General features: G+C 67.4%; 23 protein-coding genes and 2 riboswitches. Of the genes, 9 read left to right on the forward strand and 14 right to left on the reverse strand.

The genetic code is table 11. The annotated features are described in order from the left end of the window. Positions 1–180 precede the first annotated feature (180 nt). Complete coding sequence (locus ACSDHM_RS16795; protein ID WP_072167302.1) at positions 181–2,358, forward strand: primosomal protein N'; 2,178 nt, start codon at positions 181–183, stop codon at positions 2,356–2,358. An 82-nt stretch (positions 2,359–2,440) separates the two neighbouring features. Here the strand turns inward: ACSDHM_RS16795 and ACSDHM_RS16800 are convergent, their stop codons facing one another. Continuing rightward, the gene (locus ACSDHM_RS16800) at positions 2,441–3,061 is read right to left on the reverse strand and encodes a glutathione S-transferase family protein (RefSeq protein WP_072167265.1); all 621 of its coding nucleotides are present in this window, start codon (positions 3,059–3,061) and stop codon (positions 2,441–2,443) included. A 133-nt stretch (positions 3,062–3,194) separates the two neighbouring features. After that, complete coding sequence (locus ACSDHM_RS16805) at positions 3,195–3,974, reverse strand: NYN domain-containing protein (protein ID WP_049470953.1); 780 nt, start codon at positions 3,972–3,974, stop codon at positions 3,195–3,197. 123 nt (positions 3,975–4,097) lie between these two features. Here ACSDHM_RS16805 and ACSDHM_RS16810 point away from each other — a divergent pair, with 123 nt between their 5' ends. After that, positions 4,098–5,378, forward strand: a complete 1,281-nt coding sequence (locus tag ACSDHM_RS16810) for an NAD(P)/FAD-dependent oxidoreductase (protein ID WP_439426436.1) — start codon at positions 4,098–4,100, stop codon at positions 5,376–5,378. 80 nt (positions 5,379–5,458) lie between these two features. Here the strand turns inward: ACSDHM_RS16810 and ACSDHM_RS16815 are convergent, their stop codons facing one another. From ACSDHM_RS16815 to ACSDHM_RS16825, 3 genes are all read right to left on the reverse strand, one after another. Continuing rightward, a complete protein-coding gene (locus ACSDHM_RS16815; protein ID WP_088496611.1) occupies positions 5,459–5,911 on the reverse strand; it encodes a hypothetical protein in 453 nt (150 codons plus the stop codon). Between the two features lie 3 nt (positions 5,912–5,914). Continuing rightward, positions 5,915–6,346: a nuclear transport factor 2 family protein gene (locus ACSDHM_RS16820; protein WP_439426437.1), complete on the reverse strand. Its 432-nt coding sequence runs from the start codon at positions 6,344–6,346 to the stop codon at positions 5,915–5,917. Between the two features lie 144 nt (positions 6,347–6,490). Beyond that, positions 6,491–6,754, reverse strand: coding sequence for a GIY-YIG nuclease family protein (locus ACSDHM_RS16825; RefSeq protein ID WP_111008366.1), 264 nt, complete (start codon positions 6,752–6,754; stop codon positions 6,491–6,493). A gap of 40 nt (positions 6,755–6,794) precedes the next feature. Further along, positions 6,795–6,884, forward strand: a riboswitch (glycine riboswitch). Between the two features lie 13 nt (positions 6,885–6,897). Then, positions 6,898–7,001: riboswitch (glycine riboswitch) on the forward strand. Between the two features lie 84 nt (positions 7,002–7,085). Between ACSDHM_RS16825 and ACSDHM_RS16830 the strand changes: the two genes are divergently transcribed. Further along, complete coding sequence (locus tag ACSDHM_RS16830) at positions 7,086–7,703, forward strand: trimeric intracellular cation channel family protein (protein WP_072167270.1); 618 nt, start codon at positions 7,086–7,088, stop codon at positions 7,701–7,703. A gap of 206 nt (positions 7,704–7,909) precedes the next feature. On the opposite strand, the gene ACSDHM_RS16835 is transcribed toward ACSDHM_RS16830, so the two are convergent. The 6 genes from ACSDHM_RS16835 to ACSDHM_RS16860 all read right to left on the reverse strand — a co-directional run bounded on the left by ACSDHM_RS16835 (position 7,910) and on the right by ACSDHM_RS16860 (position 13,069). Further along, positions 7,910–8,983: a 3-deoxy-7-phosphoheptulonate synthase gene (locus tag ACSDHM_RS16835; RefSeq protein WP_072167272.1), complete on the reverse strand. Its 1,074-nt coding sequence runs from the start codon at positions 8,981–8,983 to the stop codon at positions 7,910–7,912. 295 nt (positions 8,984–9,278) lie between these two features. After that, positions 9,279–9,536 carry a hypothetical protein gene (locus tag ACSDHM_RS16840; protein ID WP_227836833.1) on the reverse strand — a complete coding sequence of 86 codons (258 nt, stop codon included), beginning with the start codon at positions 9,534–9,536 and terminating at the stop codon, positions 9,279–9,281. Between the two features lie 185 nt (positions 9,537–9,721). Next, positions 9,722–10,462 carry a DNA alkylation repair protein gene (locus ACSDHM_RS16845; protein ID WP_088496615.1) on the reverse strand — a complete coding sequence of 247 codons (741 nt, stop codon included), beginning with the start codon at positions 10,460–10,462 and terminating at the stop codon, positions 9,722–9,724. Then, positions 10,459–10,959: a MarR family winged helix-turn-helix transcriptional regulator gene (locus ACSDHM_RS16850; RefSeq protein WP_072167274.1), complete on the reverse strand. Its 501-nt coding sequence runs from the start codon at positions 10,957–10,959 to the stop codon at positions 10,459–10,461. Before ACSDHM_RS16850 ends, ACSDHM_RS16845 begins: the two co-directional genes overlap by 4 nt. A 71-nt stretch (positions 10,960–11,030) precedes the next feature. Next, positions 11,031–12,329 (reverse strand): sensor histidine kinase, encoded by a 1,299-nt coding sequence (locus ACSDHM_RS16855; RefSeq protein ID WP_111008364.1) that lies wholly within the window; start codon positions 12,327–12,329, stop codon positions 11,031–11,033. Between the two features lie 32 nt (positions 12,330–12,361). Beyond that, a complete protein-coding gene (locus ACSDHM_RS16860) occupies positions 12,362–13,069 on the reverse strand; it encodes a response regulator (protein WP_061478145.1) in 708 nt (235 codons plus the stop codon). Between the two features lie 106 nt (positions 13,070–13,175). Here ACSDHM_RS16860 and ACSDHM_RS16865 point away from each other — a divergent pair, with 106 nt between their 5' ends. Together ACSDHM_RS16865 and ACSDHM_RS16870 are read left to right on the forward strand one after the other, a co-directional pair. Then, the gene (locus tag ACSDHM_RS16865) at positions 13,176–14,099 is read left to right on the forward strand and encodes an aspartyl protease family protein (RefSeq protein ID WP_439426438.1); all 924 of its coding nucleotides are present in this window, start codon (positions 13,176–13,178) and stop codon (positions 14,097–14,099) included. A 68-nt stretch (positions 14,100–14,167) separates the two neighbouring features. Next, a complete protein-coding gene (locus tag ACSDHM_RS16870) occupies positions 14,168–15,328 on the forward strand; it encodes a serine hydrolase domain-containing protein (protein WP_439426439.1) in 1,161 nt (386 codons plus the stop codon). 71 nt (positions 15,329–15,399) lie between these two features. Here the strand turns inward: ACSDHM_RS16870 and ACSDHM_RS16875 are convergent, their stop codons facing one another. From ACSDHM_RS16875 to ACSDHM_RS16885, 3 genes are all read right to left on the reverse strand, one after another. After that, positions 15,400–16,011 (reverse strand): DUF6445 family protein, encoded by a 612-nt coding sequence (locus ACSDHM_RS16875; protein WP_061478148.1) that lies wholly within the window; start codon positions 16,009–16,011, stop codon positions 15,400–15,402. A gap of 137 nt (positions 16,012–16,148) precedes the next feature. After that, complete coding sequence (gene groL, locus ACSDHM_RS16880; protein ID WP_005411226.1) at positions 16,149–17,798, reverse strand: chaperonin GroEL; 1,650 nt, start codon at positions 17,796–17,798, stop codon at positions 16,149–16,151. Positions 17,799–17,879: 81 nt separating this feature from the next. Then, the gene (locus ACSDHM_RS16885; RefSeq protein ID WP_005411227.1) at positions 17,880–18,167 is read right to left on the reverse strand and encodes a co-chaperone GroES; all 288 of its coding nucleotides are present in this window, start codon (positions 18,165–18,167) and stop codon (positions 17,880–17,882) included. Positions 18,168–18,478: 311 nt separating this feature from the next. Here ACSDHM_RS16885 and ACSDHM_RS16890 point away from each other — a divergent pair, with 311 nt between their 5' ends. From ACSDHM_RS16890 to ACSDHM_RS16905, 4 genes are all read left to right on the forward strand, one after another. Next, positions 18,479–20,269, forward strand: a complete 1,791-nt coding sequence (locus ACSDHM_RS16890; protein WP_262221006.1) for an endonuclease — start codon at positions 18,479–18,481, stop codon at positions 20,267–20,269. Between the two features lie 68 nt (positions 20,270–20,337). Next, complete coding sequence (gene cutA, locus ACSDHM_RS16895; protein WP_065196842.1) at positions 20,338–20,676, forward strand: divalent-cation tolerance protein CutA; 339 nt, start codon at positions 20,338–20,340, stop codon at positions 20,674–20,676. Then, positions 20,673–23,054: a protein-disulfide reductase DsbD family protein gene (locus ACSDHM_RS16900; protein ID WP_072167278.1), complete on the forward strand. Its 2,382-nt coding sequence runs from the start codon at positions 20,673–20,675 to the stop codon at positions 23,052–23,054. The genes cutA and ACSDHM_RS16900 overlap by 4 nt, the downstream gene beginning before the upstream one ends. Beyond that, complete coding sequence (locus ACSDHM_RS16905; RefSeq protein WP_439426440.1) at positions 23,051–23,614, forward strand: TlpA family protein disulfide reductase; 564 nt, start codon at positions 23,051–23,053, stop codon at positions 23,612–23,614. Before ACSDHM_RS16900 ends, ACSDHM_RS16905 begins: the two co-directional genes overlap by 4 nt. Positions 23,615–24,157 lie beyond the last annotated feature (543 nt).

The following is a 24,157-nucleotide window of genomic DNA, read 5'->3' on the forward strand; positions in this document are numbered from 1 at the left end:
TCGCCATCGGCCTCCTGGGTTGCCGTCGACCGGTAACGCACAACGTTATCCACAGAACATGTGGATAAGACTGAATCTCCAATGGACACCGATATTTAGGTGACATTTATGATTCAGCGGTCGTCGCCCGGGCACGTCTCCCCTGCCATTCGCGCGCGCATGGCCCGTTACACTGGCCCGATGCTTTCGCCCATTCCGACCCTGCAGGTCGCCCTGCCCGTCCCCCTGCCGCGCCTGTTCGACTACCTGTCGCCGGAGGGCGATGGCCCCACGGCCGCGGTCGGCTGCCGCCTGAAGGTGCCGTTCGGCAACCGCGAGCTGGTCGGCGTGGTGGCTGGCCACGGCCAGACCGACGACGGCCAGGGACTGCGCCAGGCGCTGGCCTGGTGCGACCGGCAGCCGCTGCTGCAGGGCGAACTCTGGCAGAGCCTGCAGTGGCTGGCGCGCTACACCCATGCGCCGCTGGGTGAGGTGCTGAGCACCGCCCTGCCCGGACCGCTGCGCCATGGCGAGGCCCTGCCCGACACACATCACTGGGGTTGGCAGCTGACCACCGAAGGCCACGCCCAGCGCGAAAAGCTGCGCGCCGGCAGCCGTCCGCGGCAGCTGGCCGAGCTGCTGGCCGGAGCGATCGTGGATGAGGACGTGCTCGGCGAACGCATGGCCGACTGGCGCACCGCTGCACGCAGCCTGGCCAAGCGCGCGCTGGCCGAGCGCGTGGCGATGACGGTGGCACCGCAGCATGCGCAGCCGCTGCCCGGCCCCACGCTCAACCCGGACCAGGCCGGGGCGGTGGCTGCGATCAACGCTGCCGACGGCTTTCAGCCGTTCCTGCTGGACGGCGTGACCGGCAGCGGCAAGACCGAGGTCTACCTGCAGGCGATCATCCATTGCCTGGCGCAGGGCAGGCAGGCGCTGGTACTGGTGCCGGAAATCGGCCTGACCCCGCAGACCCTGGCACGTTTCCGCGGCCGCCTGGGCATCGCCGTGCACGCCTTGCATTCGGGGTTGAACGACAACGAGCGCGCGCGCGTCTGGGCGGCCGCCTCGCGTGGCGAAGCACGGGTCATCGTCGGCACCCGCTCGGCGGTGTTCACGCCATTGCCGCAGGCTGGCCTGCTGATCGTCGACGAGGAACACGACGGCAGCTACAAGCAACAGGACGGCATCCGTTACCACGCGCGCGATTTCGCCCTGGTCCGGGCCAAGGCACTGGGCATTCCGGTGCTGCTCGGCAGTGCCACCCCTTCGCTGGAAACGCTGCATAACGCCTACGCCGGGCGCTACACGCACCTGCGCCTGAAGCAGCGCGCCGGCGATGCACGGCCACCGCGCGTGCGCATCCTCGATGTACGCAAGCGGCCGCTGCACGATGGCCTCTCGGCCGATGTGCTGGCCGGCATCGGCGAACACCTGCAGCGTGGCCAGCAGGTGCTGGTGTTCAAGAACCGCCGCGGCTATGCACCGGTGCTGCTGTGCCACGACTGCGGCTGGACCGCGCCGTGCCAGCGCTGCGATGCGCCGATGACCGTGCATGGTGGCGGCCGACGCCTGCAGTGCCACCACTGTGGCGCGCGCCAACCGGCGCCGTTGGCATGCCCGGCCTGCGGCAGCCTGGCGCTGCAGCCGCAGGGCATCGGCACCGAACGCCTGGAAGAACACCTCACCGCCGCCTTCGCCGATTTCCCGGTGGTGCGCATCGACCGTGGCACCACCTCACGCCGCGATGCGCTGGAACAGCAGCTGGCGAAACTGGGCGACCAGCCCGGCATCCTGGTCGGCACGCAGATCCTGGCCAAGGGCCACGACCTGCCGAAGCTGACCCTGGTGGTGGTGGTCGGCATCGACGAAGGCCTGTTCTCCGCTGACTTCCGCGCCAGTGAGAAACTCGCGCAGCAGCTGATCCAGGTGGCCGGTCGCGCCGGGCGTGCACGTGACCCCGGCGAGGTCTGGCTGCAGACCCATCACCCGGGTCACCCGCTGCTGGAAACCCTGGTGAGCGGTGGCTACCACCCGTTCGCGCAGGCCGAGTTGAACCAGCGGCAAGCCGCAGGGTTCCCCCCGTTCGCGCACCTGGCGTTGATGCGCGCCGAAGCGCAGCAGGTGGAGCATGCCAATGCGTTCCTGCTGGCTGCGCGGCAGCTGCTGGGCGAGCAGAACGTGGTGGAGGCGTACGGCCCGATGCCGGCGCCGATGCCGCGGCGCGCGGGCTACCAGCGCACACAGCTGCTGCTGTCGGCGCCGCAGCGGCCACCCTTGCATGGCGTGCTCGCGCAGCTGGTGCCGCAGCTTTATGCGCTGCCGGAAGCGCGCAAGGTGCGCTGGTCGCTGGATGTGGATCCAACGGACCTGTATTGATCCCGTAGAGCACTGCCGAGCATGGCTCGGCACTACCTTAGAGCCGAGCCGTGCTCGGCTGCGTTTCAGTACCGGGCAGTGCTTACGTCAGCGGCGACATCACGCCGCGCTGGTAGGCCGGCCGCTCGCGCAGGCGCGCATACCAATCCGCCAGGTGCGGAAGCTCCGGTCGCTGGATCGGCAGTTCGAACCAGGCATAGACCAGCGAGCCCAGCGGGATGTCGCCCATCGCGAACGTCTCGCCCGACAGCCACGGCTGCCTGGCCAGGGTGGCGTCGGCCATCGCCAGGTAGTCACCGGCGCGCACGATGGCGGCATTGATCCGCGCTTCGTCGCGGTCGGCCGGCGCGGTGCGCATGATGCCCCAGACCAGGTCGCTGTACAGCGGCGCCATCCGCGAAGTGCTCCAGTCCATCCACTTCTCGGCCTGGGCGCGTTCCATCGGGTCCTCGGCGTACAGGGTGCCCAGCGCGTAGCGGGCGCTCAGGTAGCGCACGATGGCGTTCGATTCCCACAGCGGCAGGCCGTGGTCTTCGATCACCGGCACCAGGCCGTTGGGATTCATCGCCTGGTACTCCGGCGTCTGCGTGCCGCCGTGGCTGCCACCGACCTCGATGGATTCGTACGGCAGGCCGATTTCCTCAGCACACCACAGCACCTTGCGGACGTTGCTGGAATTGCGGCGGCCCCAGATCTTCAACATGCGGGTTTCCTTTGCTGGCAATGCGAGCGGCAACGATACGCCTGATCGTTACGGGTGTGTGCGTGCCGGATGCGGGATCTTGCGTCTGTAGCATGCCGGCCAGCGGCCGGCACTACCGGTTCTTTTGCCGGCACTACCGGTTCTTTTTTGGCAGCGCGCGCACGTAGGAGGACTTGCCATCCTTCTTCAGCTCGAACAGGCCGATCGCCGCCAGCAGGTCGCTGAGCTTGCCGTAGCCATAGTTGCGCGGATCGAACGAAGCCTGGTTGCCGATCTGGCTGCCGACCGGGCCGAGGTGCGACCAGCCATCCTCACCCTCGGCCGCGGACACCGCACGGCGCAGCATCTTCACCAGCCGGGTGTCACTGCGCATTTCCGCACCGCTCTTGCGTGGCCGGGCATCGTCGTTGGCCACCGGCTCGTTCGAGGCCTGCTCGCTGGACGCCTGTTCGGCATCCGGCACGCTGGCATGGGTCTGGCCCAGTGCCTCCAGGTAGGTGAACTTCGAGCACGCATTGACGAATGGCTCGGGCGTCTTCTTCTCGCCGAAGCCATATACCTTCACGCCATCGGTCAGCAGGCGCATCACCATCGGGGTGAAGTCCGCATCGCTGGAGACGATGGCGAAGCCATCAAGGTTGCGCGCGTACAGCAGATCCATGGCATCGATCACCATCGCCATGTCCGAAGCGTTCTTGCCCTTGCTGTAGGCGAACTGCTGGATCGGGCGGATCGCATACTCATGCAGCACCGCTTCCCACCCCTTCAGTCGCGGGCTCTTCCAGTTGCCGTAGGCACGGCGCACGTTGGCCACGCCGTAGCGGGCGACTTCCGCCAGGACCTCGTCGATCTTCGAGGCCGGCGCATTGTCGGCGTCGATCAACAGGGCGATGCGCTTTTCCGGTTCGCTCATGGGCTCCTCACGGGCCGTTGCCTGAACCCGAGTATCGCCGATCCGGGCCGGCGCTGACGTGACAGGTGGCCGCCGTGCGAAGATGCCAGGCGCTTCCCCCGATGCCCCCACTGGAGTGAGTCGATGAGTCGCGAACGCGTTCCCCACCTGGTCGTTGTCGGCGGCGGTTTTGCCGGTCTCTGGGCCACCCGTGCCCTGGCCCGCGAGCGCATACGCATCACCCTGGTCGATCGCCGCAACCATCACCTGTTCCAGCCGCTGTTGTACCAGGTGGCCACCGCCGGCCTGTCCGCGCCGGATATCGCCGCACCGCTGCGCCACATCCTCGGCCACCAGCGCAATGTGGAAGTCCGCCTCGGCGAAGTGGTGGCCATCGACAAGCAGGCGCGGCAGATCCGCATGGCCGATGGCAGCACGCTGGACTACGACAGCCTGCTGCTGGCCACCGGCGCCACCCACGCCTACTTCGGCAACGATCAGTGGGCCGATGATGCGCCCGGCCTGAAGACGCTGGACGATGCCATCGCGCTGCGCCGCAAGCTGCTGCTGGCGTTCGAACGCGCCGAGGCTGAACCGGATCCGGCGAAGAAGGCGGCGTGGCTGAGTTTCGCCATCGTCGGTGGTGGTCCCACCGGTGTCGAACTGGCCGGCACCCTGGCCGAGATCGCGCGCCACACGCTGCGCAACGAATTCCGCCACATCGACCCGGCCAGCGCCAGGGTGCGGCTGGTCGAGGCTGGGCGCCGCGTGCTGTCCTCGTTCCCGGATGTGCTTTCGCTGAAGGCGCGCCGCCAACTGGAAAAGCTGGGGGTGGAAGTGCTGACCGGTACCCCGGTGAGCGACATCGACAGCCAGGGCTTCAAGCTCGGCGAACAGTTCGTACCGGCGCGCACCGTGGTCTGGGCCGCCGGCGTGGCCGCTTCACCGCTGGCGCGCACGCTGGACGTGCCACTGGACCGCGCCGGACGCGTGCCGGTGCAACCGGACCTGACCCTGCCCGGTCACCCGGAGCTGTTCGTGGCCGGCGACCTGGCCGCACTGAGCCAAGCCGACGGCAAGCCGGTACCCGGGGTGGCACCGGCCGCCAAGCAGATGGGCAAGTACGTGGCCGAGGTGATCCGCGCGCGCCTGCACGGCAAGCCCGAGCCCGGCCCGTTCAAGTACGCCGACTACGGCAACCTGGCCACCATCGGCCGCATGGCCGCGATCGTGCACCTGGGCCGGCTGCAGCTTTCCGGCGTGCTGGCCTGGTGGTTCTGGCTGGCCGCGCACGTGTTCTTCCTGATCGGCTTCCGCAACCGCATCGTGGTGCTGCTGAACTGGGCAGTCGCGTACTGGAGCTACCAGCGCAGTGCGCGGATCATCTTCGGTGATGATCAGGATGACCGGCGGCCGAGGCGGTAGGGCTGCACGCAACGGGGTCGGATCCCTTTCCACAGGAAAGGGCTCTGACCCGGTCAACACCCTCCACGCATGGCGTGGATCTACTGGTTCATCGGGCCACCGGGCACCCGCCGTTTCGACCAGGTCCGGCAGAAGTCCTCCTTCCTCGCGGTGTCGGCAATCTGCGCGGCACTCCAATGCCGGGTGATCCAGATCGTCAGTGCGGTACTGCTGAGATGCCAGCGCAGCATGCCGCGCTGCGGTTGCCGCCACAGGTAGCGCCGGGCAATCCAGAAGGCCTCCCGCTCCACTTCAGGCACCTTCTTCATCGCGTCCTTGTCGAAGAACTGGGCGGTAAAGCGCCAGGGGTTCATCGGCTGGTATCCCGCCCGTGGCTCGCTGCTACACGCAGCCACACCACTGGGCGCACGGTCGGCCGGCTTCGGCCGACCGCCTGCCAATGCCAGCCCGAGCAGGTACAGCAGGCCAGGCAGCAGCGCGATGCCGGCGACCAGCACGACGACGGAGATCCATGCTTTGCCGGCGGCACGCATCGCTCACTGTGCCTTCGGCTTTGGATACCACAACGCGTTGACGATGACCCAGCGCTGGTCGAAGCGCCCCATGTGGAAGTAATCGACGAACCAGGGGGTCTCCAGCCGCACCGAGGCCGCGTTGCCGGTCACGTCCAGCACCGTGCAGCGACGATCCCATTGATCCTTCGGGGTCTTCAACGCGCCCTGCTTCGTCAGCGAGACCAGTTCTTCCTTCGACATCCGGCGCAGGCCCAGGCGTTCGTCGGGTGTATCGCCGAGCACAGCGCGCTTGGCCAGGTCCGGATGCAGGGAGCGGGCGACGCGCTGCGGGTCGGCCTCCAGCTGGCCGTCGACGTAGTCGTGGCAGGTGGCTTCGATGGCCGCGAGGGTGGCCGGGTCGGCGGCAGGGTTCGTTGCTGCGGAAAGAGCGAACAGCAGGGCGATCGTGGACATCCGGGTCTCCAGCTCTGGGCGCGGGGCGATCATCGCATGGGCCGGGTAGCCCATCCACGCGTGGCGTGGATCTACTGTAGAGCCGAGCCCATGCTCGGCTTCACCATCAGGCAGCAGCAACAACAGCCGAGCGTGGGCTCGGCTCTACAAGAGCGCCTGCAGCCAGGCCAGCTTGCGTTCGCGGGGCTGCTGCTTGAGTTGCCACTCGGCGCGTGAGGCGGCGGCCCGGTCCGGGTATTCGCGCACGGCCAGCACGCGCAGCGGTGGCCGGGCCCGGGTGTAGCGCGCGCCCTTGCCGGCCTGGTGGGCGGCGAAACGCGCGTCCACGTCGGTGCTGATGCCGGCGTAATAGCTGCCATCGCGGCATTCGAGCAGGTACAGGAACCACGGGCGGGCGGAAGGGGCCATGCCTGGATTATGCCGTGCTGCACTGCAGCGGATATACTGGCGCCCGAATGCAGGAGAGAGGCGCCGCGCTGGCGCCCGCCGAAGGCGCAGGCTCCCATGATCGCTCAGGCCGGTGGGCTGGAATCCCACCAACCATGCATTCGACTCGCCGAGCTGGAGAGAGGTCACCGGGCATGCCCGGGACGATCCGCCGAAGGGGCACGCGGCCAACGCCGCTGAACTCTCAGGCAAAAGGACAGCGGGAGCGGCACCGGTCATCGTCATCCCGTCATTGCGCAGGCAGTGGTGGCAGTTGCGCATGGCCGGCCCCACCGCGCCCGGAGCCTGTTCCATGCTGCTGTCCATCATCTACCTGATTGCCATTTCCGCCGAAGCCATGACCGGTGCACTGTCTGCCGGCCGCCGCCGCATGGACCTGTTCGGTGTGGTCATGATCGCCTGTGTCACTGCCCTCGGTGGTGGATCACTGCGCGACATCCTGCTCGGCCACTACCCGCTGGGCTGGGTGAAGCATCCCGAGTACCTGGGGTTCACCGTATGCGCGGCGCTGATCGCCACTTGGGTGGCACGCTGGATGCACCACTTCCGCCGCACCTTCCTGGTACTCGACGGACTGGGCCTGATCGCCTTCACCCTGATCGGCTGCTCGATCGCGCGCGAAGCCGGCCATGCGATGCCGATCGTGCTGATCGCCGGCATGCTGACCGGGGCGTTCGGCGGCGTGCTGCGCGACATCCTCTGCAACGAGGTGCCGCTGATCTTCCAGAAGGAGCTGTACGCGATCATCGCGCTGCTGACCGGCGCGGCGTATCTGTTGCTGCTGCAGTGGGGCGTGGCCGACGCCACCGCGATCCTGTGCTGCCTCGGCGGCGGCTTCGCGCTGCGCCTGATGGCGATCCACTACCGCTGGGAAATGCCGAAGTTCGTGTACCACGACGAAGTGCATTGAGGTTCGCGTTCGCCTGGGGTTCCATGCTGGGCGCGGATCGACTGCACCACCCCGGCGATGTACCTGGCGCTGTCGCTCATGCGCAGCGCCAGGCGCATCGCCGGTGCAGATGGGCCGGTCTCCAACTCCGGCCGGCCCTGATCGCGGCCGCACCCCCGCAGGCGCTGGCCGCCATCCACACACGTGCCGCCATCAGGCGGCTTCATTCACGCCGCTTCGGACACCTTCACTTCACGACGGGCACGCACGGCCGCAGCCAGTCGCTCCAGCACGGTCACGGTGGTGTCCCAGTCGATGCAGCCATCGGTGATGCTCTGCCCGTAGACCAGCGGCTGGCCTTCCACCAGTTCCTGGCGGCCCCCGACCAGATGGCTCTCGATCATCACGCCCACGATGCGCTGTTCGCCGTCTTCCATCTGAGCGGCGATGTCGTCGATCACCTTCGGCTGGTTCTCGGGGTTCTTCAGGCTGTTGGCATGGCTGGCATCGATCATCAGGCGCGCCGGCAGCTTGGCCTTGGCCAGCACCTGGCAGGCCTCAGCCACGCTGCCAGCGTCGTAGTTCGGTTGCTTGCCACCGCGCAGGATCACATGGCAATCCGGGTTGCCGGTGGTCGACACGATGGCAGTGCCACCCTGCTTGGTGACCGACAGGAAATGATGCGGGTTGGATGCCGCACCCACCGCGTCGGCGGCGATCTTCACGTTGCCATCGGTGCCGTTCTTGAAGCCGACGGGGCACGACAGCCCCGAAGCCAGCTCGCGATGCACCTGGCTTTCGGTGGTGCGTGCGCCGATCGCGCCCCATGCCACTAGGTCGGCGATGTACTGCGGCGAGATCACATCGAGGAATTCAACACCGGCCGGCAGGCCGAGCTTGTTGATGTCGCGCAGGAGGCCACGGGCGACGCGCAGGCCCTTGTCGATCCTGAAGCTGCCGTCCAGGTCCGGGTCGTTGATCAGGCCCTTCCAGCCCACCGTGGTGCGCGGCTTCTCGAAGTACACGCGCATGACGATTTCCAGCTCGCCAGCCAGCGCGTCGCGCAGCGGCTTCAGGCGCTGGGCGTACTCGATGGCGGCCTTCGGGTCGTGGATCGAGCACGGGCCCACCACCACCGCCAGGCGGTCGTCACGGCCGTGCAGGATCTGGTGCAGGGCCGCGCGCGAGGCGCTGACGGTGTCGGAAGCCTCATCGTCACAGGGCAGCATCGCCAGCAGCTGGGCGGGCGGTGTCAGCGGTTCGATGGTGCGGATACGCAGGTCGTCGGTGTGCGGGGGCATTGCAGGAGATCTCCGGAACGTTGGGGGTCCCCAGCGTGGCGGCATGAAAAAAGCCGCCAGGTTCGCTGGCGGCTTTCGGGAATGCGTCTGAAGCTTTCTTCAGGGTGAGCGCAGTCCTTCCTCCGCCAGTGGCTTCGGAAAGTAATACCAGTAAAAGCGGGTGGCGGCTGCGTTCATGGGATCTATTGATAGCACAGCTTTTGCGCAGTGCAAAATGTTTCATCCGCAACTGGGCGCGCGGTTCAGTGATGCGCCTGACCGCGCAGCCCACGCGGTGGCCGCCGTGCAAGGTCGCTCATCTGCCATGCACTTCCACGTCCAGCAGCAGGCCTTCGTGGATGTCGGCCCAGCGCTCCAGCACGCGGTCCAGCTCCTGCCGGGCCGCGTCCAGCTGCTCGGGATTGAGCAGGGAACGGATGGTGTAGAGATCGGACACCAGCCGGCGCAGTACCGCTTCCGGGATGGCCACCGAGGGCCCTTCCATCTGCGGCAGCTGCAGTGCCGGCGTATCGCCCTGCGGGCCGTACAGCGTTACCTGGAGCGTGCTCTGCATGATCAACTTCCCTGCGGATGGACATGGGCAATGTCCTGTTTACCGCGTCCGGGTGACAGACGCATGTGCCATGCGCCTCCGGAGGCGCTGTTACAAGGTGGCCAGAGCGGTGTAGAGCTCGATGAGGGTGTAGGACATGGAAGGCCTTCCTTGAGGTTGATGAGGTTGCCGGCCAGCGGCCGGCACTACCGCAACGAGCGCATGGCGCGTTTGCGGATGTAGGCATTGGCATCGCCAGGGTGCTGCTGTTGCCATCGTGCGCACAGCTCACGCAGCCACTGCGGTTGAGTCTTGCCGGCATCGTTGAGCCAGTTCCCGACCGAGTCCTGCACGTAGCGCTCCGGGTCGTTGGCCATTGCTTCCAGCATCGGCAACGCGAGTTCTGGATGCTGCTTGAACAGCGCGATATGCGTGGACCACACGCCTCGTGGGCGCAGCGCTTCGCAGGCGAAGCGGCGCAGGTAAGGCGATGCTTCCTGCGTCCACACCTGCAGGTACTCAAGCGCCTGCAACGGTGCGGCAACGATGTCGCTGCGCAGCGCCAGCCATGCCCATTCGCGCACGCCGAAGTGCGGGTCGTCAGCCAGCGGACGCATCGCCCGCAGCTTGGCCGGCAGCGCCGCGCCGGCATCGCTGCCAATCAGGTAGCAGGCCCAGCCACGCACGGTGTCTGATGCGTGTGCCTGCCAGTGCGCGGGATCACCCTGGCCGGCTTCGTGCAGCAACCGCGCCGCCAGCGCCATGCGCTGGGTGATGCCCTTGCCGGAGGCGTCGCGCATACGTTGCAGCGCTTCCGGCTCGAGCACAGGTGCCACCCCCTGCAACAGCGCGGCGAAATCCACTGCCAGGCATTCGGCCAGATGCGTGGCAGCGGCACCACCGCTGTTGAGTGCACGCAGCCGTTCCGCGGGAATGGGCGTGCTCATGCGGCGGCTTCCCGCCCGGTGTCCGTGTGCTGCCAGACCTTGTGCAGCAGTTGTGACAGCTGCTGCCGTTCATCAGCATCCAGGCCGTTGAACAGGCCGCTGATCCATTGAGTGTGCCGCTCGAACAGCGACTCGGCCAAACGCTTGCCCGGTGCGGTCAACACGATCTGCAGACGACGGCCATCCTCGTCATCGCTGCGACGCTGCAGCAGGCCTTCGCGCTGCAGGCCATCGAGCAGGCCGCTGATGGTGGCCCGGGTCACGCCAGCGCGCTCGGCCAGCGCGTGCGGCGCCAGTGCGCCGCCGGCCCCGTGCAGCAGGAACAGCACGATGAAGCGACCCTCGCTGAGCCCGTGCGGTGCCAACCGTGCAGCGCAGTCGCGATCGATCGACGAGGACAACGAGAGCAGCTGGAAGCACAGGCGCAGCTGCGCGATGTTGGCGTGGCCGCGCCGCTGCGCTTCCTCCAGCAACGCCTGATGCTTGGCTTCGATCATCCTTTCCTCACTTCATGATTAGGCGCCTAATCATATGGAGGAGTGGCCAGTGGAAGCAAATCGGAGTTGACTCAGGAAGTGCGTCCCAGCAGCAGCCGCGCGATCAGCCCCCCACCCTCGCGGTGCAACAGCTGAAGTTCGCCCGCGTGGCGCTTCGCCACGTTGGCAGCCACGGCCAGTCCAAGTCCGGCGCCCCCGGTGGCGCGGCTACGCGAGCCCTCGCTGCGCTGGAACGGTTGCAGCAGGCGTGCGCGATCGATCTCGGCGATGCCAGGGCCGCGGTCCATCACGTCCAGCTGCACTCCATCACCCGCCGTGGCGACCCACAGCTCCACGGCGCCCGCGTAGCGCTCGGCGTTGTCGATGAGATTGTCGACCGCGCGCCGGAGCAGCAGCGCATCGCCATGCCACGGCAACGTATCCGGGCCCTGAAGGGAAATGTCGACCCCGCGCAGCAGCGCCGCCTGCACGCAGTCCTCCAGCAGCGCTGAAAGATCCAGCATCCGCATCTGCAACGGCTGCAGCTCACCGCGTGCGTAGTCGAGCACCTGCTCGATCATCGTATCCATGCGCTCGATGTCTGCCACCATCCTGGCGGCCTGTGGCGCGGGAGCGAACTCCGCGCGCAGGCGCAGGCCGGTCAAGGGCGTGCGCAGGTCATGCGCCACGGCCGCCAGCATATGCGTCATGTCCCGTGCCTGGGCGCGCAGACGTTCGCGACCGGTGCTGATCGCTGTGGCCAGTACCTGCACTTCGCGTGGACCGTCATCAGGCAATGGCGTTTCGGCCTGCAGGTCGACCCGTGCGCTGGCTTCAGCCAGGCGTCGCAGCGGGCGCCCCAACCGGATCGACGCCCACGCCGCCAGAGGGGCCAGCAGGATCGCACCGCCCAGCAGGGCGAGCATCACCTGGCGGCGCCAGGCCGCCAGGTCACTGTGGTCGCTGCCGACCACCCGCCATCGGCCATCGGCTTGCCGCATCCCCAGTTCGAACGGCGGCCACTGCATGGCGGTCAGCAACGCGGCCTGCGATTTCAGCACGCCAGCACGAGCGGAGGCGTCCAGTACCGCGCCACCCTCGATGACCTGCACATCGGGCGCCCTGCCCTGCCCCGTCCACACCAGGCGTACATTTCTGGCCGGCAGGTCCATCTGCAGCGCCACCAACTGGGTGAGCCAGTCACTGGCGCTGCCCCGGGGTGGCGCGTCCTGCGTCGACATATGCAATCCCAGTGGCGCCGGCGCCTGTTCCCCACGCAGCACCTGCATCGCATGGTCCAGCCGCATCGGTGGCGGCGCGGGCCGGGGCATCCACCCCACTACCGCCACGCTGACCAGGGTTGCCAGCAGCAGGCTGGCCAAGGCCAGCATCGCGATCCAGCGGGTGGTTGACCACCGGCTGCTCACAACACCCCTACCTCCGCGTTGAAGCGGTACCCTTCGCCACGCAGTGTCTGCACAAGGGCTTCAGCGCCGGACGCGGCCTGCCCGAGCTTGCGGCGCAGGCGGCTGATCGCAAGATCGACGGCACGGTCCACGCTGTCGCTGGCTTCTCCGCGACTCAACTGCAGCAGCTGTTCGCGCGCCAGCACCCGCCCGGGACGTTCAGCCAGTGCCAGCAGCAGGGAGAATTCACCGCGGCTCAGCACCAGTTCGGCGCCATCCGGCGCGAACAGGCGACGCTGGTCAGGCAGCAATCGCCAGCCATCAAACCGCAGCTCGCTGGCCACCTGTGCGCGCAGCTTGTCCTGCCTGCGCAGCAGCGCGCGTACCCGCGCCAACAGCTCGCGCGGGTCAAACGGCTTGGCCAGGTAGTCGTCCGCGCCCATCTCCAGGCCGATCACGCGATCCGGCGCGGCCCCCATCGCCGACAGCATCAGGATCGGGATCGCCCGCGCCTGCAGCCGGCGGCATACCGACAGGCCATCCTCACCGGGCATCATCCAGTCGAGGATGATCAGGTCAGGACGTTCAACCTGCAGCAACACGTCCAGCGCCGTTGCATCCGCCGCCACACGCACCTGGTAGCCGTGCAGCAGCAGGTGGTCGGCGATGGCGTCACGAATGCTGGCATCGTCATCGACGACGATGACGCGGATGGGAGTGTTCATTGCCTCAGTATCCCGCACCTGTGTATCAGGACGGTATCAATGCCGATATCGCGGTGATACGCCGCTGCGCGCCAATGGCCGCCCACGATCACTGCGGAGTCTCCCCTTGCGCCTGTTCCTGCTGCCCCTGTTCGCCATCCCCTTGCCGGCGCTCGCCTCCGATGCCGCCGAGCACGTCCTGCCGATGTGGATGCAGGGCGGTCATCCGGCAGTGGCCGTCTCGCTGGACGGGCGTTCAGAGCCGCTGCGCTTCGTGGTCGACAGTGCCGCCGGGGCAACCCTGGTCGATGCACGCGTAGTGCGGCGCTACGGTTTGCAGGATGCGGAAGCGGCAGTGTCGCAGGCCCAGGGCGCGAGCGCGAAGGCGGCGCAGTTGCAGCGCATGCGCAGCACAGCGTGGCAGCTGGGCAGCTGGCGATTGAAGGCCAGCGGCATGCAGGTCGACCTGTCATCGCTGGCGAAGGGCGATGATCCGGCCATTGACGGCTTGATCGGCAACAACCTGACCGGGCGCTGGGACACCCGTTGGGACTTCGGCCGCAATCAACTGGCGCTGTGGACACCCGGCGGCTTGGACCTGGAAGGGCCGGGTTGCCAACCCAATGCGCTGCCCGGCCGCGATGACGGCCTGCGCCAGTTCGGCTTCATCACGCTTGCCTTGGGTACGCCCGGCGTGGACGCCATCGCCGTGGTCGACACCGGTGCCGCGCAGACCGTCCTCAACGCCGAAGCAGCCCGCGCACTGGGCCTGCGCACCGACGGCAGCGATGCTCGGGTGCGTGCACGTGAAGAGGGCACCGAGGGGCTGGGTGGCGGTGCACAGGCAACCTGGCTGTACACCCTGCCCGGCATGACCGGCGGCAACTGGCAGCACCCGCCGATGGAGGTCCGGATCAGCGAACTGCCGGTGTTCAGGGCGATCGGCCTGGAGGCGCGACCGGCCTTGATCCTCGGTGCCGACGCGATGCGCGGTGGCCAGGTGGACATCGGTGCGGGTGCCGCGCGGATCTGCCTGCGCCGACCCGGCTGACGTCTGGCGCATGACGGCGGGAGCTGGCAGGCGTAGCATCGCGCCACGTCCCGCCAGGAGTTCCACGCATGCGCCGTGCTGTCCTGCTGTTGCTGACGCTGCTCCCGCCGGCCGTGCTGGCCGCGCCGCCGCTACCCTCGCCCGCGCGCATCGATGCCGAAGCACAGCGGCTGATGCAGGCGGCGCATGCGCGCGGGATGGCGCTGGCGGTGATCGATGGCGGCCAGGTGGTACACGTGGCCGCCTACGGCGAACGCAACGCCGCAGGCGAGCCGCTGCGCACCGATACCGTGATGTACGCCGCCTCGCTGACCAAGATGGCGTTCGGCCACCTGGTCGCACAGCTTGCCCAGGACGCGCGGATCGAGCTGGACGCCAGCATCGCCACGGCGCTGGACAAGCCGCTGCCGGACTACCCGCCGGAGCCGAAGAAGTACGCCGACTACAGCGTACTGGCCGATGATGCGCGCTGGCGCCAGCTCACTCCGCGCCTGCTGCTCAACCATTCCAGTGGCTTCGCCAACTTCGGGTTCCTGGAACCCGATGGCCGCCTGAAGTTTCACTTCGATCCGGGCAGTCGTTATGGGTATTCCGGCGAAGGGCTGATCCTGTTGCAGTTCGTGATCGAGCGTGGACGGCTTGGCCAGGACGTGGGTGCATTGATGCAGCGGCAAGTATTCGACCGCTTCGGCATGGTCCGCACCAGCATGATGTGGCGTGAGGATTTCGCCGCCAACCTGGCCGATGGCTGGACAGCGGAAGGCACGGTCGAGCCGCACGATGAACGCAGCCGCGTGCGTGCGGCCGGTTCGATGGATACCACCATCGCCGACATGGCGCGCTTCGCCGCCGGCTATGTCCGCGGCGATGGGCTGTCGCCTGCAATGCGCAGGGAACTGGTGCGGCCGCAGCTGCCGATCACCACCGCCAGCCAGTTCCCCACGCTGCAGCCGGAGCTGCCCGTGGCGCAGCAACGCAAGGATCTGGCCGCGGGCCTGGGCGTGGTGACGTTCCGCGGCCCGCAGGGCGCAGGCTTCTACAAGGGCGGCCACGACGATGCGGTCGGCAACACGCTGGTGTGCATCGAACGGCACAAACGCTGCGTGGTGATTCTGGGCAACGATGTACGGGCGGAAGCTGCGTTCCCGGCACTGGTGGCATTCGTACTGGGCGATACCGGCGTGCCGTGGCAGTGGGAGTATGGTGCGGCGAAGGCATTCGTCGAATGAGGGTGCGATGACGCCTGCATGGCGAACGCGGCTGGGAGAGGAGCATCCACGCCAAGCGTGGATGGCACTCTTCAACGCGCCTGCTCGAAGAACATCAGGTATACCAGCCGGCCATTCTCCGGTCGATCACCGAACGCTGGCCCGGCGGTGTGCCAGAACCAGGGCCGCAGCAGCACCAGCCGGTTGAAGCGCATCGGAATGCGCATGGTCATTTCCCACTGGCTGTCGTCGTTGCTGTCGCGCTCGATGATGTCGCGATGCATGTCGCCGCCGTTGGCGTAGCCCAATGCGGCCAGCTCCGCCGCGTCCAGGGCCATGCGCTCGGTGCCGGTACGGCGATGGCGGAAGAACTCGGTGCCGCCCTCGCAGTGCTCCGGTGCACTCAGGTAGAGAATGCCCGACCAGTGCGAGTGGTCGGCGTGTACCTTGGCGCGGCCGATGTCGCCGGCGAGGGTAAGGCGGAACTTGCCGTGCGACTGCAGCGGGTTGACCGGCCGCAGCGGTTCGTTGACCAGTCGCGAGACCGCACCGGACAGTCCCTCCAACTCCAGCCGCTGCTGTGAATTGCGGCCGGGGAATGCGCCCTCCTGGACGGGATAGTCCAGGCCCAGTGCCGCCTGGCGCAACCCCTGCGCATCGGCGGGAGAAAGGAAGTCGTCAACGACGATGAACGAGGTAGGCATGGTTACCGAGCGTAGCGATGCACTGCGGCGACGGCAACCGGGCAACGAAAAACCCCGCCTTGCGGCGGGGTTCTTCTTTACATCACATCGGGAAGGCGTGCCGACCGAGGCCGGCAACGACCGCCGGAGGCGTGGACTTAGAAGTCCATGCCGCCCATGCCGCCCATGCCACCCATGCCACCAGCGCCGCCCATGGCCGGCTCGTCCTTCTTCGGAGCTTCGGCAACCATGGCTTCGGTGGTGATCATCAGGCCGGCGATCGAGGCCGCGTTCTGCAGGGCCGAACGGGTCACCTTGGTCGGGTCCAGGATGCCGAACTGCAGCATGTCGCCGAACTCGCCGGTGGCCGCGTTGTAGCCGAAGCTGCCGGTGCCTTCCTTGACCTTGTTGATGATGACCGACGGCTCGTCGCCAGCGTTGGCCACGATCTCGCGCAGCGGGGCTTCCATCGCACGCAGGGCAATCTGGATGCCGTGGTTCTGGTCTTCGTTGGCACCCTTCAGGCCGGCCAGCGCGGTGATCGCGCGGACCAGGGCAACGCCGCCGCCCGGGACCACGCCTTCTTCAACGGCTGCACGGGTGGCGTGCAGGGCGTCGTCGACGCGATCCTTCTTTTCCTTCATTTCGATTTCGGTCGAGGCGCCGACCTTGATCACCGCAACGCCGCCGGCCAGCTTGGCCACGCGTTCCTGCAGCTTCTCGCGATCGTAATCCGAGGAGGTGTCCTGGATCTGGGTCTTGATCTGCGCCACGCGTGCATCAACGTTGGCCTTGTCGCCGACGCCGTCGATGATGGTGGTGTTCTCCTTGGAGACCTGCACCTTCTTGGCGCGGCCCAGGTCCTTGATGGTGGCCTTTTCCAGCGACAGGCCGACTTCTTCGGAGATCACGGTGCCGCCGGTCAGCACGGCCATGTCTTCCAGCATCGCCTTGCGACGGTCGCCGAAGCCCGGGGCCTTGACGGCCACGACCTTGACGATGCCACGGATGGTGTTGACCACCAGGGTCGCCAGCGCTTCGCCTTCAACTTCCTCGGCCACGATCAGCAGCGGCTTGCCGGCCTTGGCGACGCCTTCCAGCACCGGCAGCAGGTCACGGACGTTGGAGATCTTCTTGTCGTGCAGCAGGATGAACGGGTCATCCAGGTCAGCGGTCTGCGACTGCTGGTTGTTGATGAAGTACGGCGACAGGTAGCCGCGGTCGAACTGCATGCCCTTGACCACGTCCAGCTCGTTGTCCAGGCCCGAGCCTTCTTCAACGGTGATGACGCCTTCCTTGCCGACTTCCTTCATCGCGTCAGCGATGATCTGGCCGATCGACTCATCCGAGTTGGCCGAGATGGTACCGACCTGGGCAATCGCCTTGTCGTCGGCGGTCGGCTTGGAGATGTTCTTCAGCTCGGCGACGGCAGCCGAAACGGCCTTGTCGATACCGCGCTTGAGGTCCATCGGATTCATGCCGGCGGCAACGGCCTTGGCGCCTTCGCGGATCAGGGCCTGGGCCAGCACGGTGGCGGTGGTGGTGCCGTCGCCGGCATCGTCGTTGGTGCGCGACGCGACTTCCTTCACCATCTGCGCGCCCATGTTCTCGAACTTGTCAGCCAGTTCGATTTCCTTGGCGACGGAGACGCCGTCCTTGGTGATGGTCGGGGCGCCGAAGCTCTTTTCCAGCACGACGTTGCGGCCCTTCGGGCCCAGGGTGGCCTTGACGGCATTGGCGAGAACATTGACGCCGCGCACCATGCGCGAACGGGCGTCTTCACCGAAACGAATATCCTTGGCAGCCATTGCATTTACCTCATTGGTAGCGCCGGACGAGGCCCGGCGGCTGGGAGTTTGGGATCAGGTTGAAACAGGTCGCGCCGAAGCTCAGCCGATGACGGCGAGCACGTCGTCTTCGCGCAGGACCTTGTATTCGACGCCTTCGCTCTTGTACGAGCTGCCGGCGTACTGGCCGTAGATGACCTTGTCGCCGACCTTCAGCGACGGCGCGCGCACGTTGCCGTTGTCCAGCGGCTTGCCCGGGCCGACGGCCACGACCTCACCCTTGGTGGACTTTTCCTTGGCCGAGTCGGGGATGACGATGCCACCGGCGGAGATTTCGTCGGCTTCGATCGGCTTGACCACAACGCGGTCGTGCAGCGGCTTGATGCTCATAGGAGACCTCTTAAGTGATTGATTGGTCTAAAAAAGTCCGGCGATGTTAGCACTCACCCCAGGCGAGTGCCAGAACCGCACGTGAAGAAACCCGACAACGTCGGGAGCAGGGCAGAGATGGAGCCCTGCCGCCCCCTTTCAAGGGCGGAATGAAAAAATTTTTTCGCCCGCGCGCCTCGGCCAGGGCGTCGGTCCAGATCAATTTCGGTGACAAGCGTCGCACTGTCAGATATCTGACGTTCATTTACGACAAAGTGTCACTGGATCGGCCTTAGGCTCGGTCAGGCATTCCCAATCACAAGGAGTAGTCGATGCGATTGCTGTCCCCGCTTGCCGCCGCCTGCCTGCTGGCGCTGGCCGCTGCGCCGGTCCAGGCCGAGGTCTTCATCAATGAACTGCACTACGACGACAGCACCGCCGCCGGTGACGTCGGCGAAGCGATCGAGGTCGTAGCCACTGCCGGTGAGGACCTGTCCGGCTACCGCCTGTACCTCTACAACGGCAGCAACCCGTCGGCCGCCACCGTCTACGCCAACAATCCGGTCCCGGCCGGCACCGCCGCCGGCTGCGGCAGCGCCACCATCGCCGTGGTCAACTATCCGACCAACGGCCTCCAGAATGGTCCGAACGACGGCATCGCCCTGGTCGATGCCAGCGGCAAGGTGGTCCAGTTCCTCAGCTACGAGGGCGCCATCACCGCCTCCGGTGGCCCTGCCGCGGGCATGACCAGCCAGAACATCCCGGTGGCCGAAAGCAACAGCACGGCGCCGGGTACGTCACTGCAGCTGACCGGCAGCGGCAGCCAGTACACCCACTTCACCTGGGCCGAATCGGCCGGCCAGACGTTCGGCAGCTGCAACAACGGCCAGACCTTCAGCGGCGGCGGCACGCCAGGCCCCAACACGCCGCCGTCAGTCTCCACCACCACCCCGGCGCAGGGCAGCAGCACCTTCCCGGCTGCCGCCGACCTGGAAGTGGTGTTCAGCGAGACGGTGAACCTGGCCAGTGGCGCCTTCGCCCTGAGCTGCGGCACCTCCGGCACCGTGCCGCTGACCTTCCCGGCCAGCGGCCGCAGCGTGAAGCTGTCCACCAACACCGCGCTGGTGGCCGGTGAAGCCTGCCGCTTCGACATCCGCGCTGCGCGCATCACCGACCTGCAGGGCGCGCATCCGGCCGCCGACAGCCGCATCGCCTTCACCGTGGCCAGCACCGGCGGCAATCCGGACCCGGGCAACCCGGGCGTGCCGGCCGGCTACTACTCCAGGGTCAACACCAGCAGCCCCAGCCAGCTGCGCTGCTCGCTGCACGCCACCATCAAGGGCCATACCGCCTACCCGTACAGCGGCTCGGGCACCAGCACCTGGACCATCCTGGAAATCGCCGACGAGGATCCGAACAACCCGAACCGCATCCTCGATGCGTACCGCAACCGCAGCTACGCCAAGGTCAGTGATCGTGCGGGCACCGGCAGCGGCCTGACCTACAACCGCGAGCACACTTGGCCGAACTCGCTGGGCTTTGCCACCACCACCGGTGACAAGGGCCTGCCCTACGCGCCGTACACCGACACCCACATGCTGTACCTGACCGACGCGCAGTGGAACGCCGACCGTGGCAACAAGCCGTTCGCCAAGTGCGATGCCAGCTGCGGCGAGCGTGCCACCGAAGCCAACAATGGGCAGGGCGGCGGCAGCGGTGGCTACCCGGGCAATTCCAACTGGGTGCGCACGCCGGACGGCAACACCGGCACCTTCGAGGTGTGGGGCAAGCGCAAGGGCGACATGGCGCGTGCGGTGATGTACATGGCGATCCGCTATGAGGGCGGCAAGGATGCGGCCACCGGTCAGTCCGAGCCGGACCTGGAGCTGACCGACGACCGCAGCAAGATCGTCAAGACCAGCAGTTCGCCGGCCTACATGGGCCTGCTGTCGACGCTGATCGACTGGCACCTGTCCGATCCGCCGGATGATGCCGAGCGTGCCCGCAATGACGTGGTCTACAGCTTCCAGGGCAATCGCAACCCGTTCATCGACCACCCCGAGTGGGCGACCCCGGCCCTGTTCACCTCGGCCAAGCCAGCCACCTGCCAGCTGGCCAACTGACCGCGCAACGCAGCGGTCCACTGCCGCCGCCGGGCCCTGACCCGGCGGCGGCCCTATACTCGGCGGTCATGCCGATCGTCGATCCCGTCCTGCTGCTGTTGACCACCTGCCCGGACCGGGCCAGTGCAGAGCGCATTGCGCACGCGCTGGTCGGCGAGCGCCTGGCCGCGTGCGTGACCCGCCTTGATGGCGCGCAGTCCACCTACCGCTGGCAGGGCGAGGTGACCACCGATGCCGAGCTGCAGCTGCTGGTAAAGACCACCGCGAGCCGCATCGATGACGCAATCGCCCGGATCGTCGAACTGCATCCGTATGAACTCCCGGAGTGCATCGCGGTCGAAACCCGGGCCGGCCTGCCGGCGTATCTGGACTGGATCCGGGCACAGACCCGGGAGGACACTGATTGAAGACTCTGTTTGCGCGTGGCGCTGCCTTGTGCGCCCTGTTGTGGCTCTCGCTGCCCGCCTTGGCCCTGGATGAGAAGGACCTGCTGCCGGTGGACCAGGCGTTCGCGCTGACCGCCACGGCCCCCGAACGGGGCCAGGTGCAACTGCAGTTCAAGATCGCACCGGGCTACTACCTGTATCGCCACCGCACCAGCGTCAAGGCGGATCCGGCATTCAATGCCGGCACGCTGCAGATGCCCAAGGGTGACAGGCACCACGATGATTTCTTCGGCGAGGTCGAAACCTATCGGGAGCGCCTGCAGGCCACCCTGCCCGGCACGCCGACGGACGCCGCCGGCACCATCAGCCTGGAAGTCCGCTACCAGGGCTGCGCCGATGCCGGCGTCTGCTACCCGCCGCAGAAGCGCGTGGTGCAGGTCACCCTGCCTGGTGCCGGTGCGGCGGCCGCGGTGCCTGCCGCGCGTACCGGTGCCGCCAGTCCGTTCAACAACCCGCTGGCCGGTGCCGGCAACAGCGGTGGCCTGCGCCTGCCGGGCGCGGCCAACAACAGCCAGGCGCTGCCGCTGCCGTCGGAACAGGCGTTCGGCTTCGATGCCATCGCCAGCGACGGCAACACCCTGCTGCTGCGCTTCAGCCCGGCACCCGGCTACTACCTGTACCGCGACCGCACTTCGCTGAAGCTGGAAGGCAGCGCCGGCGTGCTCGCCGACAAGCCGCGCTGGCCGGCCGCGCAGTCGCATCGCGACGAGCACTTCGGCGATGTCTCGGTGTACTTCAACCAGGTGGAAGTGCCGCTGCCGCTGCGCCGCACTGTTACTGATGCGGTCGACAGCACCCTGGTGGTGACCTTCCAGGGCTGCCAGACCGATGGTATCTGCTACCCGCCGATGACCCGTCGGGTGAAGCTGTCGATTCCGGCCGGCAAGCTCACCGCCGGCACCGGCCAGGCGCCAGTGCGCGAGGAAGCCGTCAATGCGCTGCACGCTGCCGGTGCGCCGCGTGAATCCGCCAATGGCGTACCGCTGCGCCTGCTGCCGACCGTACCCAACGACGGCAACGCCACTCCCGCCGCCACGGGCGGCCAGGGCGCAGGCAACGCGTTCGCCACCGACGCGCGTGGTGACAATGCGCTTCGCACGCGTCCGCCGGCGACCACCCCGAACCCGGACCGTTCGTTCGTCTGGGTGCTGCTGCTGGCGCTGGCCGGTGGACTGGTGCTGAACCTGATGCCCTGCGTGCTGCCGATCCTGTCGCTGAAGGTGCTGAGCCTGGCGCAGAGCGGCGAAAGCCCGCAGCGCGCCCGCAGCCACGCGCTCTGGTACACGTTGGGCGTGCTGGTCGCGTTCGCCGTGATCGGCGCATTGATGGTCAGCCTGCGCGCGATCGGCAACGCCGTCGGCATCGGCTTCCAGTTGCAGCACCCGGGCGTGGTGGCGGCACTGGCCTACATCATGTTCGCGGTGGGCCTGAGCCTGTCCGGCGTGTTCACCCTCGGCGGCGGCATCGGCAACCTTGGCCAGTCGCTGGCCAGCCGCAGCGGCCCGGCCGGTGACTTCTTCACCGGTGCGCTGGCCTGCGTGGTCGGCAGTGCCTGCGTCGGCCCGTTCATGGGCGGTGCGATCGCCTACGCCTTCATTGCCCCGCCGCTGAAGGCGATGACCGTGTTCCTGTTCCTCGGCCTGGGCCTGGCGCTGCCGTTCCTGCTGATCGGCTTCGTGCCAGCGCTGGCACGCCGCCTGCCCAAGCCCGGCCCGTGGATGGAAACGCTCAAGCACGTGCTGGCCTTCCCGATGTACGCCACTGCGCTGTGGCTGCTGTGGGTGCTGGGCAAGCAGCGCGGCGTGGACGGCATGGCGCTGGTGCTGGGTGGCCTGCTGCTGTTTGCGTTCGGCCTGTGGCTGTTTGAACGCAACCGCTGGACCGGCTCGCGTGCGGGGACCCTGCTCGGCGTGCTGCTGGCGATCGGTGCACTGGTTCCGGCCTGGGGCGTGACCCAGCTGGCACCGCCGGCGAGGGCCGCACAGGCCGCCAGCGACAACGTGGTCGAGTATTCGCCGCAGCTGCTGGACCGCCTGCGCGCCGACAACCGCGTGGTGTTCGTCAACATGACCGCCGACTGGTGCGTGAGCTGCAAGGCCAACGAACGTGCGGTGCTGTCACGGCCGGAGTTCAAGGAACTGCTCAAGCGCACCAATGCGGTGTACATGCGCGGTGACTACACCAACGTCGACCCGCAGATCACCACGTTCCTGGAAGAGCACAAGGCGGTTGGCGTACCACTGTACGTGGTGTACGGCCCCGGCGCGCCGCCGACCGTGCTGCCGACCCTGCTGACCCAGGCGGTGGTCGAGGAAGCGCTGCTGCGCACCGCACGATGAAGTGGCAACGGCCAGCGCTGCTGTGGACAGCGATGCTGGCCGCCGGCCTCGGCCTGTGGGCCGGGCATCGTCTGTCACCCGGCACATCAGCACCTGCCGCGCCAGCAACGGCTTCCAGGGCGACGGCCATGAAGCCCACGCTGCAGGTGGGCGATCAGTTGCCCGCGCTGACACTGCCGGACCTGGCGGGTCAGCCATTGGTCCTGCGCGATCACTTCGCCGGCCGGCCGCTGCTGATCAACGTCTGGGCCAGCTGGTGTGCGCCCTGCGTGGAAGAGATGCCCGAACTGGCGCGCTTCGCCGGTGCCCAGGGCGACAACGGTGTGCAGGTGCTGGGTCTGGCGCTGGACACCACGGACGACGTGCGCGGTTTCCTGCAGCAGGTGCCAGTGGACTACCCGATCGTGATCGAGACACCGGGCCCGCGCGATGCCAGCGTGCAGCTCGGCAACGCGCAAGGCCTGCTGCCCTACAGCGTGTTGTTCGATGCGCAGGGGCGAATGGTAAAAGCGAAGCTGGGACCGTTCGCCCACGGCGAGATCGACAGCTGGGTGAAGTGAGGGTGTTTTTTGCAGGGCTTGCAGCCCTGCACCCGGCTCAGTGCAACGCCAACAGCCAAAGCGGGCATTCCGCGGGTTGGCGGGGCGATGTCGGAGTGGGGGGACGCTGCATGTACGTCCCCGTAAGCTTGGCAGCCGCTTGCTCGTGTGCGCTGTCCTGCGCACACGTCAAGACCGGGGTTGGGCGTCCTGCCCAACCCGCCCGAGGCATGCCTCGGGCCCATGCGGCTGACACCCCGCACTCCGACACCGCCCCACCTCTGACAGATCTTCGCGGCTGTTGGTAGGTGTCGACCTTGGTCGACACATCTGTCAGATATCGATATTCAGAACGGAATCAGACCCCGTGCCGACCAACCGTCGGCACCCACCAAAGCAGAACGCCGTTCCGACAGATCGCAGGAAACTGTCGAAGGCGGGGTGGCTCCGGTTGAGGGGGTGTCCGTGGCATGGATGCCGTGACCAAGGCTACAGGGACGTACTTGCGCCGTCCCCCGCAACCGGACCCACCCCGCCTCCTCACAGGAAACCCGCTGTTGCTTC

The organism is Stenotrophomonas sp. T8, from assembly GCF_051853085.1.
Lineage (GTDB): Bacteria > Pseudomonadota > Gammaproteobacteria > Xanthomonadales > Xanthomonadaceae > Stenotrophomonas > Stenotrophomonas sepilia.

Excerpts from the sequence above, each read along its gene's own strand:
- ACSDHM_RS16855 (WP_111008364.1), bottom strand. The coding sequence starts at position 12,329 with ATGCTGGCCTTGGCCAGCCTGCTGCTGGCAACCCTGGTCAGCGTGGCG.
- ACSDHM_RS16815 (WP_088496611.1), bottom strand. The coding sequence starts at position 5,911 with ATGCGTGCCGCCGGCAAAGCATGGATCTCCGTCGTCGTGCTGGTCGCC.
- ACSDHM_RS16830 (WP_072167270.1), top strand. The coding sequence starts at position 7,086 with ATGCTGCTGTCCATCATCTACCTGATTGCCATTTCCGCCGAAGCCATG.
- cutA (WP_065196842.1), top strand. The coding sequence starts at position 20,338 with ATGCCGATCGTCGATCCCGTCCTGCTGCTGTTGACCACCTGCCCGGAC.
- ACSDHM_RS16905 (WP_439426440.1), top strand. The coding sequence starts at position 23,051 with ATGAAGTGGCAACGGCCAGCGCTGCTGTGGACAGCGATGCTGGCCGCC.
- ACSDHM_RS16800 (WP_072167265.1), bottom strand. The coding sequence starts at position 3,061 with ATGTTGAAGATCTGGGGCCGCCGCAATTCCAGCAACGTCCGCAAGGTG.
- ACSDHM_RS16845 (WP_088496615.1), bottom strand. The coding sequence starts at position 10,462 with ATGAGCACGCCCATTCCCGCGGAACGGCTGCGTGCACTCAACAGCGGT.
- ACSDHM_RS16850 (WP_072167274.1), bottom strand. The coding sequence starts at position 10,959 with ATGATCGAAGCCAAGCATCAGGCGTTGCTGGAGGAAGCGCAGCGGCGC.
- ACSDHM_RS16810 (WP_439426436.1), top strand. The coding sequence starts at position 4,098 with ATGAGTCGCGAACGCGTTCCCCACCTGGTCGTTGTCGGCGGCGGTTTT.
- groL (WP_005411226.1), bottom strand. The coding sequence starts at position 17,798 with ATGGCTGCCAAGGATATTCGTTTCGGTGAAGACGCCCGTTCGCGCATG.
- ACSDHM_RS16860 (WP_061478145.1), bottom strand. The coding sequence starts at position 13,069 with ATGAACACTCCCATCCGCGTCATCGTCGTCGATGACGATGCCAGCATT.
- ACSDHM_RS16805 (WP_049470953.1), bottom strand. The coding sequence starts at position 3,974 with ATGAGCGAACCGGAAAAGCGCATCGCCCTGTTGATCGACGCCGACAAT.
- ACSDHM_RS16840 (WP_227836833.1), bottom strand. The coding sequence starts at position 9,536 with ATGCAGAGCACGCTCCAGGTAACGCTGTACGGCCCGCAGGGCGATACG.
- ACSDHM_RS16875 (WP_061478148.1), bottom strand. The coding sequence starts at position 16,011 with ATGCCTACCTCGTTCATCGTCGTTGACGACTTCCTTTCTCCCGCCGAT.
- ACSDHM_RS16835 (WP_072167272.1), bottom strand. The coding sequence starts at position 8,983 with ATGCCCCCGCACACCGACGACCTGCGTATCCGCACCATCGAACCGCTG.
- ACSDHM_RS16795 (WP_072167302.1), top strand. The coding sequence starts at position 181 with ATGCTTTCGCCCATTCCGACCCTGCAGGTCGCCCTGCCCGTCCCCCTG.
- ACSDHM_RS16825 (WP_111008366.1), bottom strand. The coding sequence starts at position 6,754 with ATGGCCCCTTCCGCCCGCCCGTGGTTCCTGTACCTGCTCGAATGCCGC.
- ACSDHM_RS16885 (WP_005411227.1), bottom strand. The coding sequence starts at position 18,167 with ATGAGCATCAAGCCGCTGCACGACCGCGTTGTGGTCAAGCCGATCGAA.
- ACSDHM_RS16890 (WP_262221006.1), top strand. The coding sequence starts at position 18,479 with ATGCGATTGCTGTCCCCGCTTGCCGCCGCCTGCCTGCTGGCGCTGGCC.
- ACSDHM_RS16820 (WP_439426437.1), bottom strand. The coding sequence starts at position 6,346 with ATGTCCACGATCGCCCTGCTGTTCGCTCTTTCCGCAGCAACGAACCCT.
- ACSDHM_RS16870 (WP_439426439.1), top strand. The coding sequence starts at position 14,168 with ATGCGCCGTGCTGTCCTGCTGTTGCTGACGCTGCTCCCGCCGGCCGTG.